We start from the raw sequence: 15,075 nt of genomic DNA, 5'->3' as shown, positions 1-15,075 counted from the left end.
CGTTCGTCTATCAGGGAGGAACGCCGCAACGGGGCAGGCCCCGCCCGCTGCGTTCGCATCAGATTCGCCGTTTTTCGCGTTATTGCCCGCCTTCCCTTTACCGACGTTGCCGATGACAGCCGCCCACGAGCCCTCCTCCCCGCCGTCCCTCGACGCTTCCCCCGCCCGCCCCGCGGCGCGCCTGATCCTTGCGCTGCTGCGCGAAAGCCGCGTGTCGCTCGCGCTGGCGCTCACCGCATGCGTGCTGAACGGCGTCGCGAGCGTGCTGCTCGTCGCGACGCTGAACCGCGCGCTGTCGCAACCGGGGGCGGCCGATGCATCGCTCGCGTGGCGCTTCGCGTTGTGCGCGGTGATCGCGCTCGTCACGCGGATCGTGTCGGGCACGCTGTTTGCCCGCCTGTCGCAGGACACGATGGCGCGGCTGCGCGTGCATCTGGCGCGGCGCGTCGGCGCGGCCGAATTGCGCGACATCGAGCGAATCGGCGCCGCACCCGTGCAGTCGGTGCTGACCGACGACGCGACCAACGTGTCGATGCTGTTCTTCGCGTTGCCGAACCTGGTCATGCACGGCTCGATCGTGTTCGGCTGCCTCGGCTATCTGGCGTGGCTGTCCTGGCCCGTGTGCGTGCTGGCGCTGGCCGCGATCGTCGCCGGCTCGCTCGGCTATCACACCGGCGACCGCCGCGCGATCGCGTCGCTCGAAGCCGCCGGCCACGCGCAGGACCGCCTGTTCGGCTATCTCGGTTCGCTGTTCTCCGGCGCGAAGGAGCTGAAGCTGCACGATGCGCGCGCACGCCAGTTCGTCGACGGCCAGCTCGGCGCCGCGATCGGCGAGGTGCGCGACCACCGCCGCCGCGCATTCAGCGCGTATGCGGTCGGGGTCGGCTGGATCATCTTCCTGTTCTACGTGTTCCTCGGCGTCGCGTCGTTCTGGCCGCAGCTCGGCGTGCATGCCGACCCGGCCGCGGCCGCCGGCTACGTCGTCGTGTTCCTGTTCATGCTTGTGCCGCTCGACGGCCTGCTGAACAACCTGCCGACCGTCAACGCGGCGCGCGTGTCGCTCACGCGGATCGAAGGCGTGATGGCCGAATTCGGCGCGCTGCGCACGGTGCCGCCCGCGGCCGATGCGCCCGACGTGCCGCCGGCCGGCGCCGTCACGCTGCGCGGCGTCACGCACGCGTATTTTCACGAGCGGGACGAACGGATGTTCAGCATCGGGCCGATCGACCTGACGATCAAGCCGGGCGAGCTCGTGTTCATCGTCGGCGGCAACGGCAGCGGCAAGACGACGCTCGCCAAGGTGCTGACGGGGCTCTACGAGCCCGAGCAAGGCACGATCGAGGTCGATGGCCGCACGATCGGCTGGCGCGAGCGCGCAGCCTACCGGCAGCGTTTCAGCGCGGTGTTCAACGATTTCCATCTGTTCGATGCGCTGCTCGGCATCGTCGACCCCGACGATCCGTCGCGCGCACAGGCCGATGCGCGGGCGAACGCGCTCGTCGCGAAACTCGCGCTCGACCACAAGGTGAAGGTGGTCGACGGCGCGTTCTCGACGCGCGCGCTGTCGACCGGGCAGCGCAAGCGGCTCGCGCTCGTCGTCGCATACCTGGAGGATCGTCCGTTCTACCTGTTCGACGAATGGGCGGCCGACCAGGATCCGTCGTTCAAGGCCGTGTTCTACGAGCAATTGCTGCCCGAGCTGCGCGCGCGCGGCAAGGCCGTGATCGTGATCACGCACGACGACCGCTACTTCGACCTCGCCGACCGTCTGCTGAAGCTCGACAACGGGCGCATCGTCAGCGACACGCAACCGGCGCGCGTGCGTGCGCAGGATGGCGTCGATGCGCTGAGCGCGTAACGCGGCGGTCGATCGAAACATCGCCGGCACGCTGCACTGGCAGTGTGTCGGCGATTGTCGGATTGTCGTTTCGCAGGAAATGGGGCTTGATGCGTTGGCGAACAGGAAAAAGCGGAAGTCACGCGTCGTCAAGCCAGCACGATGCCCTGCCGGCATCCCCCCGGTGCCATCCTCCGCGCACTCAGCGCACGGCCGGCAGCTTCAACATCGTGTCGGTCATCACGTCGGCCAGCTTCAGCGCCGACATCGGGCCGCCGAACCCCCAGATGTTGCGCTCGATCAGCGCGATCCGGTGCGCCTTCAGCGCGGGCACGAAACGCCACACCGGCGAATCGAGTTTGGCCGACAACGGCACGTCCATCCCCGACGCGGTCACGAACAGCACGGCGAGATCGCGCTGCCGCAGCAGATCGGCCGACGTCACGTACAGCGTGCCTTCTCGCGTCGGCTTCTTCGGCCACGGATCGAGCCCGAGCGCCCGCGCGAGGCCCGCGGACGTACTGTTGCCCGTATAGGCCCAGTAACGATCGGGCAAGCCGAGATCCTGCAGCAGCGCGACGCGCTCGCCGTTGCGGCCCGCGGCCGCGAGCCGCGCCGCATTGCGCGCGATGCCGGCGTCGAGTTGCGCTTCGACTGCCTGCGCGCGCGCGTCGCGCCCCGTCACCGCGCCGATCGTCCGGAAGATCTGCCGCATCCAGTCGAGCTGCGTGACCGGCACGCCACCCTCCGACACGTTCGGGCTGAACTGGAACAGGATCGTCGGCGCGATCCGGTCGAGCGCGTCGAAGATCGGCGCATGCCGGAAACCGACGCCGATGACGAGATCCGGCTTGACCGCCGCGATCGCCTCGAGCCCGGGCTCCTGTCGCGAGCCGACGTCGGTCACGCGTGCGAGCTGCTCGCTCCGGTAGCCGAGCCAGCCCGGGTAGAACGCCGTATCGGCCATCCCGACCGGCACGATGTCGAGCGCGATCACGCTTTCCGCGAACATGAAGTCGAGCGCGACCACGCGCTGCGGCCGCACGGGCATCTTCGCGCTGGCCTGCGACACGACGGGATTGCCGGCCAGCGACACGGCGCCTTGCGTACCGCCGGCGCCCCCGGCCTCGGAAACGGCGGCCGCCGATGCGGACAACGCGCCGCAGCACGCGGCGCCGAGCGCGGCGAGTGCGCCGAGCGCGTGCCGGCGGCCGGGGCGCGTCACCGGATCGCGTCCTGCTCGGCCAGCGCCGCGTCGTCCATCGTCAGTAGCAGGGGGCAGCTTCCACACAGTTGCGTTTCTCCAGGAATTTCGTAGCGCAGGCAGCACACGCGGCGCGCGCGAAACGGCGTCGGCAGCAGCGGCGAGCGCGGCAGCGCGTCGCGCACCGGCATGCGCAGCGGATTCGGCTCGCCGTGCATGCAGGTCGAACCGAACAGCCAGTTCGCGTCGCCGACGGGATCGGCTGCGCACGGCAACGCACGACAGGTCTCGAGCAGATAGTCGAGCAGATTGCCCGCGTTGCTCCACAGCACGCGCGGCGTGACGCGCCCCATCGCCGCGAGCCGGTCGATCACCGCGCCGAGATGCGCGATGAGCCCCGCATAGCGCGGCTCGGGATCGTCGCACGGCGCACCGAGCGCGTCGCTTGCGAAATACAGCGCGGCCGGCATCCCGCCATCGAGCGCGACGAACGTGCGCTCGGGTGTCATGTCGAGCGGCCGACCGAGCGTCAGCGCGGCGACGACGCCGGCCGTCGCCGCGCGGCCGAAATAGTATTTGCTCCACTGAGACATCAGCGCACGCGCATGCTGCGTCGGATCGCCGCCGTAATGGTCGACCATCGCGCCGAGCACGGCGTCGCGGTGCGCGGGCAACGCGCTGACGGGCACGACGATGCGGCCCGTCGCGTGGGCATCCTCGGGCATGCCGAGCCACACGACGTCGAGGTGTTCGGCGAACGGTTGCGGCGCGAACGCCGAAAAGCGCATGGCACGCGCGCCGTCGAGCGACGGCGTCATCGCCCCGCGCGCCGGGCGCGGCGCCCCTCGAGAACCAGCAGCCCGAGCAGGTACGGTGCGCCGATCAGCGCGGTCAGCACGCCGGCCGGCACTTCGCGCGGCGCGACAACGATGCGCGCCGCGAGATCCGCGGCGCCGAGGATCAGCGCGCCGCACGCCGCCGCGAGCCACAGCCGCGTGCGATGCCGGCGCGCGCCGAGCATCGTCGCGACGTGCGGCGCCATCAACCCGATGAAGCCGACCGGCCCGACCGCCGCGACCGCCGCGCATGCGGCGAGCGTCGCGATCGTCAGCGCGAGCGGCCGCAGCGCCGCCACCGGCAGGCCGAGCGCAGCAGCCTGGTCGTCGCCGAGCGCGAGCATGTCGAGCGGTTTCGCGAGCCACGCGAACACCGGCACCGCGAGCACGCACCACGGCAACAGCATCGAGACCTCGCCCCAACTGCGGCCATACGTGCCGCCGACGAGCCACACGACGAAGCGCGCGGGCTGCACGCTTTCCTGCGTGATCAGCCACTGCGCGAGCGTGGTCCACAACGCGCCGATCACGATGCCCGTCAGCGCGACCGCGAGCGGCGCGTAGCGATGCCGGTGATTCAGCGCGAGCGTGATCGCGAGCGACAGCCCGCCGCCGATCAGCGCGGCGGCGGCAAGCGTCACGTGGCCCATCAGCGGCCACGTCGACAACGCGAACAGCGTGACGAGCCCCGCGCCCTGCGTGACGCCGAGCACTTCGGGGCCCGCGAGCGGATTGCGCACGACGCTCTGCATCGCGACACCGCTGACGGCAAGTAGCGCGCCGGCGAGCAGCGCGCACAGCAGGCGCGGCATGCGCAGGTCGATCAGCATGCGCGCGAGCGCATCGTGACCGGACAGCGCGGCCGACCAGCGCGCGGGCGACAGCCACTCCGGCCCGGCCGACACGCCGACCAGGACCACCAGCACGCCCGTCGCGACGAACAGCGCGGTGCGCAGCGGCCAGCCGAGCCGTTCGAGCCAGCCGACGAGCCGCGTCGAGCCGCCGCCCGCCGCGCGTTCGGCATCCGCGTGCAGCACGCCCGACCACGCGGCGCCGCGCCGGATCATCGCGAGCATCAGCGGCGTGCCGACCAGCGCGATCGCGACGCCGGTCGACAGCGTCGCGTCGAGGCCCGACGCGAGCACCGCGCTGTCGGTGACGAGCACGAGCGCGCCGCCGGCGAGCGCCGACAGCGGCACCAGCACGCCGAGCCGGGCCGTGCGCGCGCCGCGCACCTGGCGCAGCAGGTTCGGCGCGACGAGGCCGACGTACGACAGCGGGCCGGCGATGCTGACGGCCACGCTCGTGAACGCGACCGCGACGATCGTCGCGGCGAGTCGCGTCGCATCGACGCGCACGCCGGCCGCGGCCGCCGCATCGTCGCCGAGCGTGAGCGGATTCAGCGGCCGGATCACGAACGGCAGTGCGATCAGCGGCACCACGAGCCAGCGCACGGCGAGCGCGAGGCCCGTCGCGCCCGGCTGGTACAGGCTGCCGTTGGTCCACAGCGCGGCGCCTGCGATGTTCTGCTCGAAGAACGCGAGCACGAGCGTCGACAGTGCGGCGAACAGCAGCATGCACACGCTGCCCGCGAGCACGAGCCGCAACGGCGTCGCGCGCCAGCCGCCCGCCGCGACGATCGCGCACGCGGCGGCGGCGAGCCCGCATACGAACAGCAGCGGCACCGACGCGACGCCCGCCAGCGCCGGCACGAGCATCGCCGCGAGCAGGCCGAGTTGGGCGCCCCCCGTCACGCCGAGCAGGTCGGGCGATGCGAGCGGATTGCGCGTGAGCGACTGGAACAGCGCGCCGGCGATGCCGAGACAACCGCCCGCGACGAGCGCAGCCGCGACGCGCGGCAGATTGAGGTCGAACAGGAATACGTGCGCGAGCGACGCGGCATCGCTGCCGGGCGCCGCGTCCCACCACACGCGCAGATCGGGGGCAATCCGCAGCGCCGCGAGCAGCGCGATCAGCACGACGAGGCCGAACGCGATCGCGCCGGCCCGCCCTGTCGTCGCCCCGTTGCCCGTCGCCGCGAGGCGCTTGCGCATCGCGAACGTCGTCATACCGCGAGATCCCGGTCGAAGACGCCGGCCGCCTGCGGCGCGCCGTCGGTCGACGGCCCGTAGGCCGGCACACACATCGGTGCGCCCGTGCGCGGATGCGCGAGCTTCAGCATCTCGACGCCGAACGCCGCGCGCAGCCGCGCCGGGTCGAGCATCGCGTCGGGCGTGCCCTGCGCGACGAGGCGGCCCGCGCGCATCAGCACGATCTCGTCGCTGTACGCGGCCGCCTGGTTCAGGTCGTGCAGCACCCACACGATCGTCAGCCCGCGCGCACGGTTCAGCGCACGCAGCGCATCGAGGATGTCGAGCTGGTGATGGATGTCGAGATAGGTCGTCGGTTCGTCGAGCAGCACGATCGGCGCCTGCTGCGCGAGCGCCATCGCGATCCACGCGCGCTGGCGCTCGCCGCCCGACAGCGCGCCGACGTCGCGCTGCGCATCGTCGGCAAGGCCACTCGTTTCGAGCGCCTCGTCGATTGCCGCATGATCGATCCGCGACAGGCCGCGCAGGAAGCCGCCGTACGCATAGCGCCCGTACGCGACGAGCTCGCGCACGGTAAGGCCCGACGGAATCTGGTTGAACTGCGCGAGCATCGTCAGCTCGCGCGCGAGCGCGCGACGGCGAAACGATGCAAGCGGCTTGCCGTTCACTTCGACATGACCGGCGCGCGCGGGCTGCAGGCCCGCCAGCGTGCGCAGCAGCGTGCTCTTGCCGCAGCCGTTCGGTCCGCACAGCGCGGTGACGCGGCCGGCCGCGATCGACAGGTCGAGCCCGTCGATCACGACATGGTCGCGATATCCCACCGACAGCCCGCGCGCGGCAAGCGCGGCGGTACTACACGTCATCGATCCTCCGTTCGGTCGCGCGGGACCGTGTAACTCTGTGCCATCGCGACGACGACCTTGCGCGGCCCCTCGAACGGGTCGCGTGCATGCGCGCTCAGCATGTTGTCGAGCATCAGCACATCGCCGGTGCGCCACGGGAACACGATGCGCTGCTGGTCGAGCACGCCGCGAATCTCCGCGAGCGCGTCGGCCTCGAGCGGTTCGCCGTCGCCGTAGTACACGTTGCGCGGCACGTTCTCGAGCCCGACCGCGTCGACGAGCGCTTCCTGCATGTCTTCGTCGAGCGCCGACAGGTGAAACAGGTTCGCCTGGTTGAACCAGACGCGCTCGCCCGTGCGCGGATGACGCGCGACGGCCTGGCAGCGCTCGCGCGTGCGCAGCAGCAGCTCGCCGTCGTCGTCGGTGCGCCACGCGCATTCGATGCCGCGCGCCGCGCACATCCGCTCGACCTCGGCCGGCTCGTCGGTGCCGAACGACTGCTGCCACGGCAGATCGAGCCCTTGCCCGAAATTGCGCACGTACAGCAGCTCGCGCTTCTCGAAGCGCGCGACGAGCGCCGGATCGAGTGCGCGGTACACGGCACGGCTGTCCGCGATCGGCGTCGCCCCGCCCTTCGGCGCGGCGAGCGCGCAGTGGAACCAGATCCGCAGCGGCCATTCGCGCGTGTACGACTGTTCGTTGTGCAGCGGAATCGCGCGGTGCGGCGGGTATTCGGTCGACGTGTAGACCGCGCCTTCGACCTGGCTGCGCGGCGTCGATGCGTATTCATAGCCGATCAGCGGATCGCCGAACGAAGCCGCGAACTGCTGGAACGCGTCGATCGACGGCACGCGAAAGCCCGTGAACAGCACGCCGCCCGCCCGTTCGAGCGTGTCGGCCGCGATCTCGCGCGCCAGCGGCGCGACATCGTCGATCGACATCCCGTCGTTGCCGCGCGGCGACACGACGGTGGGCAGCCCCGGCTCGATACGCAGGTCGTCGAGCGTCGGCAACGAAAGCAGGGTCATGCAAACGTCCTCTTCAGGTGAGGCGCCGCACCCGCGGCGCAGCAGATCACGACGCGCGCGTCGCGCGCTCGCCGTCCATCGCACGGCGCAGGCTCGCCGGGCGCATGTCGGTCCAGACGGTCTCGATGTGCGCGAGACAGTCGGCCTTCGGGCCGCTCACGCCCACTTCGCGCCAGCCGGCCGGCACGGGCCGGAACGTCGGCCAGATCGAATACTGTTCTTCGTCGTTGATGACGACCGTATAGACGAGATCGTCGGTGTCGGCGGAAGGCGTCGGGGCTTGCGTCATGATCGGAAATCGCTGGGCGGTTGAAGGAGGCGAAGCGGCGGATTCGGCCGCTCCTGTCTGATAGACGGTTGGCCGGCGCGTTTTTTTACCGCCGCCGCGCGCGGCCGCCGAGGAACACCGGGCAGGCGACGCCGCGATGGCACGCGTCGAGGCATTCCGCGCAATGGCGCTCCGCGTCGCGCACCATGAAATGCACGAGCGTCTGCGACACGTTCAGCGCGCGCGCCGCGGTCTGCAGCGTCTCCTCGCGCAGCCGCACCATCTCGAATGCCGCACGGCTGCGCGCCGGCAGGTCGTCGAGCGCGGCCCACACGCGCCGCAGCGTATCGCGCGTCATCAGCGCGGCTTCCGGCGTCGGCTCGGGCGACGGCACGTCGAAGCCGTCGTCCTCTTCCGTGTGATAGACGTTTTCCAGGCTCTGCCGGCGGCATGCGTCGATCGACGCATTGCGCACCATCCGCGTCACGTACGCGACCGGCTGGCGCACCGCGTCCTGGTTCGGGAATTCGACGAGCTTCACGAACACGTCGTGCACGACGTCCTCCGCGCGGCTCGCGCAACCGACGAAGCCGCGCGCGACGTTGACGAGCATCGCGCGATGGGCGATCAGCACGTCGAGCAGCGCGCCCTGCGCACGGGGCTCGGACGCCCGGCGCGGACGCGGCGCGGCGCGTGGCGGCAGGTCCGGATAACTGCCGAGGAACGGGTTTGCCGCTGTCGCCGCCGGTCGGTCGAGCACTTCCGCCATGGCCATCGATCTGCTCCGTCAAATTCCGAGATAGCGCAATTTAACGTAAACGCAAATCATTCTCAATCCGATTACGAGATGACCCTTTGGGTCATCAGGATTTGTCTGAACAATTGGTGGAATCGTTGTTGGAGTGGACAGGTGTATATCTGCGCTGCGCAGACGGCTCGCACGCCGCGCACGCATGCTTTCACGTTCCTGACGAAACGCCTGCACGTGTCATCGGCGGTAGCAACTTCTTACTACGTGAAATTTTGGGGGCTCGTACGATCGACCTGCCGTTTCCAAGGGAGAGCAACATGAAATCCATCGTGTTATCCGCAGTCATGGTGGGCGCGCTGTCGAGCGTGATGCTCGCCGGGTGCGTCGCCTACCCTGGCCCTGCCGAAGTCACGATCGGCTGGCATGGCGATCGTTACTGGGACGGAAATCGCTACTGGGAGCGCCGCGACTGGGAAGCCCGGCATCCCGGCCCGCGTGACGACCGCGATCGCCGGGATGACCGCCGTGACGACCGTCGCGACGATCAGCGGCCGCAGTGGTGATGCCGCTGCGCACTCTTGACCCATCATTCAACGACAGGACCTCGACATGAAGACGCTACTCAAAACCCTCACCGCCGCCGCCGTTGCCGCCGCCGTGCTCGTGCCGGCCATCGCCGAAGCGCATCCGCACCGCGTGTGTCACTTCGAGCATCACCATCACAGGGTATGCCGCTGGGTGCGTTGAGCGTCGCGCAGCCGATGCGGAAAAGCGCCGCTTGCCGGCGCTTTTTTGCGTGGTCGACGCCACGCGGCGTCCACGCTAGCGCTGCCACCGCTCCGGCGCGAGCCAGATCGGAAACGACAGGATCACCGCGAGCCCGCGCCCGTCGATACCGGACGTCACGTCGACCGCCCCGCCGTGAGACTCGGCGATGCGCGCGACCAGAGACAGTCCGATACCGCTTCCCGGCTGCGCGGTGCCCGGCACCCGGTAGAAGCGTTCGAAGATTCGCTCGCGCTGATCGATCGGCACGCCCGGTCCGTCGTCCGCGATCCGCAACCCGACCCGCCCTGCATCCGCAACGCCATCGCACGTGATCTCGACCCGCCCGCCTTCACGGCCGTAACGCAGCGCGTTGTCGATCAGGTTGCGCACCGCGATCGCGACTTCGTCCAGGTCGCCCCACACGCATACCGGCTCGACCGCCACCCGCACCGTCTGCCCGCGTGCATGCGCGGCCGCGTCGAAGTCGCTCGCGATCAGCGCAACGAGCCGTGCCAGGTCGACCGGCCCATGCTGCTCCGCACGCGAGCCGGCATCCAGCCGCGCCAGCTCGAGCAATTGCGCCGACAGCCGCGCGCTGCGCTCGACGCCCGTTGCCAGGCGGCGCAGCGCCGCGTCCTTGTCCGTCGGATCGTCCGCCCGCAGTGCCACTTCCGCCTGCGCCGACAACGCCGCCAGCGGAATGCGCAATTCGTGCGCCGCATCGCCGATGAAACGGCGCTCGGTATCGACGGCCTGGCTCAGCCGCGTGAGCAGCCGATTGAACGATTCGACGAGCGGCCGGAGTTCGCGCGGCAGCATCGTCAACGGCAACGGCGAAAAATCGAACGCGGCCTTGTGCTGGATCGCCCGCTGAACCTCGCGCACCGGCCCGAACGACCAGCGGATCCCCCACCAGATCGCCACGCCCAGCATCGCGAGCATCACCGCCGTATTGAACAGGCCGAGCTGCACCGCATTGCTGGCCTTCTCCTGCCAGGTCGTGGCCGGCCCGCCGGTCTGCACGTGAATCCGGCCGGCCGGATCCGCGAGCGAGTAAACCCGCCAGGTCTCGTCGTGCGCGAGACCGCGTCCGGCGCTCACGCCGTAGCCATCGCGCATGTCGGCCTTGAGCGCCGGCCCCGGCGCATCCGCGCTGTGCATGACGTTGCGGCCGTCGACCCAGATCTGGAACGCGACGTCGTATTTGCCGTACGCCGTTTTCGGCAACACTGCCTGTGTGCGCACTTCGGGCAGGCGATCGATCGTATCGGGCAACGACAACAGCAGCAGTTGCGCGGCGCCCTCGAGCAAGCCGTCGCGCCAGCCGCGCTGTTCGCGCCACAGGCCGATGCCGAGAAACGCGCCCCAGCCGGCCCAGAACACGACGACCATCGCCATCACGGTCGCGAGCAGGCGTACGCGCAGCGACCTCATGCCGTACCCTCCCCGATGCGATAGCCGAAGCCGTGCACCGTCACGATCAGTTCGTCGCCGAGCTTGCGCCGCAATTGATGGATGTACACCGCGATCGTGTTGCTTTCGATTGCGTCGTCGTTGCCGTACACGCGCTCCTCGAGCTGCGCCCGCGTGACGACTCGCCCTTGCCGCTCCATCAGCGCGAGCAGCGTCCGGTATTCGTGGATGCTCAACGCAACCGGTTCGCCGGCCCGCGTGACTTCCCGGCGCGCCGGATCGACGTGGATATCGCGGCAGACCAGCCGCTCCGACACACGGCCCTGGCTGCGGCGCGTCAGCGCGCGAAGCCGCGCATAAAGCTCGTCCAGCTGGAACGGCTTCACGAGATAGTCGTCGGCGCCGGCGTCCAGGCCGCGAATACGGTCGCTCAACTGATCGCGCGCGGTCACGATCAGCACCGGCGTCGCATCGTAGTTCGCACGCATCGCGGCCAGCAGCGTGAAACCGGACGCGCCCGGCAGTTGCAGGTCGAGCAGCACCGCGTCGTAGTCGTGCCCGACGAGCGCGAGCCGCGCCGCCGGCACGTCGGCCGACCAGTCCGCGTGCCAGCCGTTCTGCGCGAGGCCGGCCCGCACGGCGTCGGCCAGCATCGCATCGTCTTCCACCAGCAGGATATGCATCGATATCGCTCCTCGATTGGCGAGGTCGCCAGCCTGACGGACTGCGATTAAAAACTTCTTAAAGCCGAAGGGCCACGATGCGCATCGATCGCCGCATTGCCGGCGCAATGCATCCGGCGCTTTCCAGAGAGGCCCGCCATGACCGTGTTCCGTTCTTCGATTTCGTTGCTGCGATGCAAGACGGCGCGGCGCGCCACCTTCGCGCCGGGCCGGTGCGCGTCATTCTGGCATGGAAGGCCGCACGCGTCGTGCCCGTCGTGCCCGGGTCGCACGGGAGCCGCGCGATGAACCAGTTCGCCACGCTCGTCCCGTTCGGCCTCGCGCTGAGCCTGGCCAGCGCCAACGGCATCGTCTGCCTCGCCGGGCTGTCGCTGATCGAACGACTGATTCCCGTGCTGCCGTCGCACGTGCTGCTCGCAATGATCGGCGTCGCCGGTGCGCAAGGCGCGTGGACCTTGCCGGAAGCGATCGTCGTCACGGTGCTCGGCAGTTTCGCCGGCTGCCTCTTTCATTACGCGCTCGGCAATCTGTGGCCCGAAGACAGCGTGCTGACCCTGCTGCGCCGCCTCGCACCGCTGGGCCGGCTGCAGCCCGCCAGAATCGACGCGCTGATCGAAAGCATCCGCGCGCGGCCCACGCGGCTCGCCCTGTGGTCGCAATTGGTGCCGTTCGTCCGGCTCGTCGCGCCGGCGCTCGCCGGATTGCTGGAAACGAGCTTCACGCGTTTCGCGTCCGGCGCCGCGGCCGGCATTGCGCTGTGGAACACGCTGTTCATCACGGCCGGCTATCTCGCCGCGCAAGCGGTCGCCTAGCCGCGCCTGTCATTGACCGATCGACCCTCCAGGAGCCTGTCGATGCGAATCCCCGAATGGATGCTGTTTCTGCGTAGCTGGTGGCACAACCCGCGCCGGGTCGGCGCACTCGCGCCGTCCGGTCCGGCGCTCGCCGCGTTGATCACCGCACAGGTACCGTGCGATGGCGCGTCCGTGATCGAACTCGGCGCCGGCACCGGCGTGTTCACGCGCGCGCTGCTCGCACGCGGCGTCGCGAGCGAGCGGCTGGTGTTGGTGGAAGCCGATCCCGCGTTCGCGAACGCGCTGCGGCATCAATTTCCGGCGTTGCGGGTGATGCAGATGGATGCGGCCGAGCTCTGGACGACGGGCGACTTCTTCGGCGGGCAGCGCGCGCACGCGGTCGTGAGCGGGTTGCCGCTCGTCGCGATGCCGGTCGAACAAGCCGTCGCGATCGTGCAGTGCGCATTTGCGCGCCATCTGGCTGCCGGTGGCGCGTTCCATCAGTTCACCTATGTGCCGCGCTGCCCGATTCCCGCGCGCTATCTGGAAGCCATGCGCATTCGCGCCGTGCGGGTCGGGGTCGCGTGGATGAATTTTCCGCCGGCCTTCGTGTATCGGTTCGAACGGCTGGGGGAGGTGGTCGGCCGGCACCGTGCCGCTGCGAAGCCGTCGCTGGATGAGGTTGCGCGAGCAACGGCTTCGTAGGGTCGAGACACGGCCCGGCTGTTCGTGCTGCCGGGCGCTGCCCCGGCGACGGGCCGCGCGCGTTCGCTCCGGTCGCGCCGATCCCGGTCAATGGATCGACGCCGCCCAACACTCAATACAGGAAAATCCGGATCGTTGCGGCTGCATCGAAAGGCCCGATCTTCGGTGGTCCGAACGATTTGAGCACCGCATCGAGCAACACGCTCTGATTCGCGACGTTAGCCGGAAACTGCGTGAGCGTGAACTGCTTGTTGAACTCGATCGCCTTGCCCTGGCTGTCCTCGAGGCCGATGCCGAAGTTGCTCTTGCTTTCAGGCACCAGCAAGCCGTTCTGCACGATGCCTTTCGTCGCTTCGAAGTAACCGTCGACGCGCACCGGGATGCTGCATTTCTTCGTCAGCGACAGCGAAAACCGCCGGCGCGGCACGGCCGGCAGGAAGCCGTTGCCGGACGTCTGCACCTGCCCGAAATTGACGATGCCCGGCTCGGGCGTCACCAGCACGTCGACGAAGCACGGCGTCGGCTTGAGGTTGCGCAGGCCGCTCAGACGGTACTGGAAGCTTGTGCCGAATGCATTCAGCCCGAACTCGCCGTCGAACTGGAACACCGTATAGATATCGCTCGGCGGCTGGACCCAGTTGCCCTTCTTGCGCACGACGACCTGATAGTCGATGCTGATGCGCGTCTGCTGGCAACGCCCGCGGCCGAAGTCGTACCTGCTGCACGGCGGCACCGAATATCCGGTAAACACCCCGCCGCCGCGATTGCTGGTTTTGTCGAAATAGTCGACGCCCTTGTAGCGGATGCCGATCTCGAGCCCCCACGCGGCAGGGTCCGTGCGATTCGGATTCGCGTAGAAGTAAATGTTGTCGACAACCTTCAGGCTGCCGTCGTCACCCAGATCCTTGTAGCAGTACCCCGACGTCGTGCGCACCGGCGACACCCAGATCACATAGCCGTCCGGCGCGTCGGTCGGATACGACGCAACACCGCCGATCGGCTCAGTCAACGACGTCGCGCCGCTGTTGGTCAGGCAGCGCAGCGCCCACGCAGGCTGCACGGCCGCGAGCAGCAGCGCGAGTACGACCCAGCGCAACCATGCCGTCGACGATTCCCGCTGACGCATTCCCCCGCTCATTTCTTCACGCTCTTGCACACACCGGCCTCGCACGCATACTCGACCGCCACCTGGCCGCCGTAATCGTCGATATGCGTGACGAACAGCGTCGACGGCGTCGCCGCGTTGAACGGCACGTCGGCCGTGCTCATCGGGCTCACCATCGTCGGCTCGATCGGCACCGGCGCTTTTTGCGCGCCCGCGCTCACGTCGACCACCGTCACGTGGTAAGGCGTCGGGTTGTCGAACACCAGCTTGTGCGCCGCCGCATCCACCCGCAGCGTCATCGGCAGCGTCCAGTCCTCGTCGCGCGCGGGCTGCACGGCCTTCGGCCGGTAGAACAGCTTCATCTGCGTATGCAGCGCGATCTGCAGCGTGTTCGGCGTGTCGGTCTTCGGCGGCACTTCGCGGATGTTCAGGTAGAACACCGTTTCGCGATCGGCCGGCAGTTGCGCACCGGGCAGCTTCGCGATCCGCAGCACGTTGCGCTCGTTCGCCTCGACCCGCTGCAGCGGCGGCACGACCATCAGCGGCGACGTGATCTTGTTGCCCTTCGTATCCTCGAGCCACGACTGCACGAGATACGGATACGTCGTGCTCTTGTTGGTGATCGTCACGATCGCGGCCTGCTCGCCTTCGTTGAAGATCACGCGTGTGCGGTCGGGCACGATCGCCGCCTGCGCGGCGCCGGCGAGCAGCGCGCCGACGGTTGCGAACGCGCACAGCGCGCGCCGCGGGAAAGAACGGGAAATGGAATGCTTCATCGCTGGATCCGTAA

16 protein-coding genes are annotated in these 15,075 nt (G+C 69.3%); 5 read left to right on the top strand and 11 right to left on the bottom strand.

Going from position 1 to position 15,075, the window contains the following annotated elements; genetic code table 11:
- Nucleotides 1–112: 112 nt before the first annotated feature.
- The gene (locus tag WT97_RS00475; protein WP_059789854.1) at nucleotides 113–1,858 is read left to right on the top strand and encodes a cyclic peptide export ABC transporter; all 1,746 of its coding nucleotides are present in this window, start codon (nucleotides 113–115) and stop codon (nucleotides 1,856–1,858) included.
- 181 nt (nucleotides 1,859–2,039) lie between these two features.
- Here the strand turns inward: WT97_RS00475 and WT97_RS00470 are convergent, their stop codons facing one another.
- From WT97_RS00470 to WT97_RS00440, 7 genes are all read right to left on the bottom strand, one after another.
- Entirely contained in the window at nucleotides 2,040–3,062 is a 1,023-nt protein-coding gene (locus tag WT97_RS00470) for an ABC transporter substrate-binding protein (protein WP_059789852.1), read from the bottom strand.
- Nucleotides 3,059–3,859 (bottom strand): siderophore-iron reductase FhuF, encoded by an 801-nt coding sequence (gene fhuF / locus WT97_RS00465; protein WP_060352594.1) that lies wholly within the window; start codon nucleotides 3,857–3,859, stop codon nucleotides 3,059–3,061. Before fhuF ends, WT97_RS00470 begins: the two co-directional genes overlap by 4 nt.
- The gene (gene fhuB, locus WT97_RS00460; RefSeq protein ID WP_060352593.1) at nucleotides 3,856–5,946 is read right to left on the bottom strand and encodes a Fe(3+)-hydroxamate ABC transporter permease FhuB; all 2,091 of its coding nucleotides are present in this window, start codon (nucleotides 5,944–5,946) and stop codon (nucleotides 3,856–3,858) included. Before fhuB ends, fhuF begins: the two co-directional genes overlap by 4 nt.
- Complete coding sequence (locus tag WT97_RS00455; RefSeq protein WP_060352592.1) at nucleotides 5,943–6,791, bottom strand: ABC transporter ATP-binding protein; 849 nt, start codon at nucleotides 6,789–6,791, stop codon at nucleotides 5,943–5,945. Before WT97_RS00455 ends, fhuB begins: the two co-directional genes overlap by 4 nt.
- On the bottom strand, nucleotides 6,788–7,798 hold the full coding sequence (locus WT97_RS00450; RefSeq protein ID WP_059789845.1) for a TauD/TfdA family dioxygenase: 1,011 nt from the start codon (nucleotides 7,796–7,798) through the stop codon (nucleotides 6,788–6,790). Before WT97_RS00450 ends, WT97_RS00455 begins: the two co-directional genes overlap by 4 nt.
- A gap of 46 nt (nucleotides 7,799–7,844) precedes the next feature.
- Nucleotides 7,845–8,087, bottom strand: a complete 243-nt coding sequence (locus WT97_RS00445; RefSeq protein WP_006476052.1) for an MbtH family NRPS accessory protein — start codon at nucleotides 8,085–8,087, stop codon at nucleotides 7,845–7,847.
- 85 nt (nucleotides 8,088–8,172) lie between these two features.
- A complete protein-coding gene (locus WT97_RS00440; RefSeq protein WP_059498951.1) occupies nucleotides 8,173–8,841 on the bottom strand; it encodes an RNA polymerase factor sigma-70 in 669 nt (222 codons plus the stop codon).
- Nucleotides 8,842–9,134: 293 nt separating this feature from the next.
- Between WT97_RS00440 and WT97_RS00435 the strand changes: the two genes are divergently transcribed.
- Both WT97_RS00435 and WT97_RS34445 read left to right on the top strand, forming a co-directional pair.
- Nucleotides 9,135–9,380: a hypothetical protein gene (locus tag WT97_RS00435; protein ID WP_059498952.1), complete on the top strand. Its 246-nt coding sequence runs from the start codon at nucleotides 9,135–9,137 to the stop codon at nucleotides 9,378–9,380.
- A gap of 46 nt (nucleotides 9,381–9,426) precedes the next feature.
- The gene (locus WT97_RS34445; protein WP_174430366.1) at nucleotides 9,427–9,564 is read left to right on the top strand and encodes an HHHH-motif protein; all 138 of its coding nucleotides are present in this window, start codon (nucleotides 9,427–9,429) and stop codon (nucleotides 9,562–9,564) included.
- Between the two features lie 75 nt (nucleotides 9,565–9,639).
- On the opposite strand, the gene WT97_RS00430 is transcribed toward WT97_RS34445, so the two are convergent.
- On the bottom strand, nucleotides 9,640–11,019 hold the full coding sequence (locus tag WT97_RS00430; protein ID WP_060352591.1) for an ATP-binding protein: 1,380 nt from the start codon (nucleotides 11,017–11,019) through the stop codon (nucleotides 9,640–9,642).
- Nucleotides 11,016–11,681: a response regulator transcription factor gene (locus tag WT97_RS00425; RefSeq protein ID WP_060352590.1), complete on the bottom strand. Its 666-nt coding sequence runs from the start codon at nucleotides 11,679–11,681 to the stop codon at nucleotides 11,016–11,018. The genes WT97_RS00430 and WT97_RS00425 overlap by 4 nt, the downstream gene beginning before the upstream one ends.
- A gap of 284 nt (nucleotides 11,682–11,965) precedes the next feature.
- Here WT97_RS00425 and WT97_RS00420 point away from each other — a divergent pair, with 284 nt between their 5' ends.
- Nucleotides 11,966–12,493 (top strand): DedA family protein, encoded by a 528-nt coding sequence (locus tag WT97_RS00420; RefSeq protein ID WP_060352625.1) that lies wholly within the window; start codon nucleotides 11,966–11,968, stop codon nucleotides 12,491–12,493.
- Nucleotides 12,494–12,535: 42 nt separating this feature from the next.
- The gene (locus WT97_RS00415) at nucleotides 12,536–13,180 is read left to right on the top strand and encodes a class I SAM-dependent methyltransferase (RefSeq protein WP_156440183.1); all 645 of its coding nucleotides are present in this window, start codon (nucleotides 12,536–12,538) and stop codon (nucleotides 13,178–13,180) included.
- A gap of 112 nt (nucleotides 13,181–13,292) precedes the next feature.
- On the opposite strand, the gene WT97_RS00410 is transcribed toward WT97_RS00415, so the two are convergent.
- The gene (locus WT97_RS00410; protein ID WP_060035555.1) at nucleotides 13,293–14,318 is read right to left on the bottom strand and encodes a fimbrial protein; all 1,026 of its coding nucleotides are present in this window, start codon (nucleotides 14,316–14,318) and stop codon (nucleotides 13,293–13,295) included.
- Nucleotides 14,315–15,061, bottom strand: coding sequence for a molecular chaperone (locus WT97_RS00405; protein WP_060352589.1), 747 nt, complete (start codon nucleotides 15,059–15,061; stop codon nucleotides 14,315–14,317). The genes WT97_RS00410 and WT97_RS00405 overlap by 4 nt, the downstream gene beginning before the upstream one ends.
- Nucleotides 15,062–15,075: the final 14 nt, after the last annotated feature.

The sequence above is a fragment of the Burkholderia sp. MSMB1459WGS genome (assembly GCF_001534535.1).
GTDB lineage: Bacteria > Pseudomonadota > Gammaproteobacteria > Burkholderiales > Burkholderiaceae > Burkholderia.
The sequence above is the reverse complement of the archived record's forward strand: the minus strand, read 5'-3'. Positions and strand labels throughout refer to the sequence as shown.

Bases quoted from the DNA above. Each gene is read 5' to 3' on its own strand.
- WT97_RS00475 (WP_059789854.1), top strand. From the start codon at position 113: ATGACAGCCGCCCACGAGCCCTCCTCCCCGCCGTCCCTCGACGCTTCC.
- fhuF (WP_060352594.1), bottom strand. From the start codon at position 3,859: ATGACGCCGTCGCTCGACGGCGCGCGTGCCATGCGCTTTTCGGCGTTC.
- fhuB (WP_060352593.1), bottom strand. From the start codon at position 5,946: ATGACGACGTTCGCGATGCGCAAGCGCCTCGCGGCGACGGGCAACGGG.
- WT97_RS00455 (WP_060352592.1), bottom strand. From the start codon at position 6,791: ATGACGTGTAGTACCGCCGCGCTTGCCGCGCGCGGGCTGTCGGTGGGA.
- WT97_RS00450 (WP_059789845.1), bottom strand. From the start codon at position 7,798: ATGACCCTGCTTTCGTTGCCGACGCTCGACGACCTGCGTATCGAGCCG.
- WT97_RS00445 (WP_006476052.1), bottom strand. From the start codon at position 8,087: ATGACGCAAGCCCCGACGCCTTCCGCCGACACCGACGATCTCGTCTAT.
- WT97_RS00440 (WP_059498951.1), bottom strand. From the start codon at position 8,841: ATGGCCATGGCGGAAGTGCTCGACCGACCGGCGGCGACAGCGGCAAAC.
- WT97_RS00435 (WP_059498952.1), top strand. From the start codon at position 9,135: ATGAAATCCATCGTGTTATCCGCAGTCATGGTGGGCGCGCTGTCGAGC.
- WT97_RS34445 (WP_174430366.1), top strand. From the start codon at position 9,427: ATGAAGACGCTACTCAAAACCCTCACCGCCGCCGCCGTTGCCGCCGCC.
- WT97_RS00430 (WP_060352591.1), bottom strand. From the start codon at position 11,019: ATGAGGTCGCTGCGCGTACGCCTGCTCGCGACCGTGATGGCGATGGTC.
- WT97_RS00425 (WP_060352590.1), bottom strand. From the start codon at position 11,681: ATGCATATCCTGCTGGTGGAAGACGATGCGATGCTGGCCGACGCCGTG.
- WT97_RS00420 (WP_060352625.1), top strand. From the start codon at position 11,966: ATGAACCAGTTCGCCACGCTCGTCCCGTTCGGCCTCGCGCTGAGCCTG.
- WT97_RS00415 (WP_156440183.1), top strand. From the start codon at position 12,536: ATGCGAATCCCCGAATGGATGCTGTTTCTGCGTAGCTGGTGGCACAAC.
- WT97_RS00410 (WP_060035555.1), bottom strand. From the start codon at position 14,318: ATGAGCGGGGGAATGCGTCAGCGGGAATCGTCGACGGCATGGTTGCGC.
- WT97_RS00405 (WP_060352589.1), bottom strand. From the start codon at position 15,061: ATGAAGCATTCCATTTCCCGTTCTTTCCCGCGGCGCGCGCTGTGCGCG.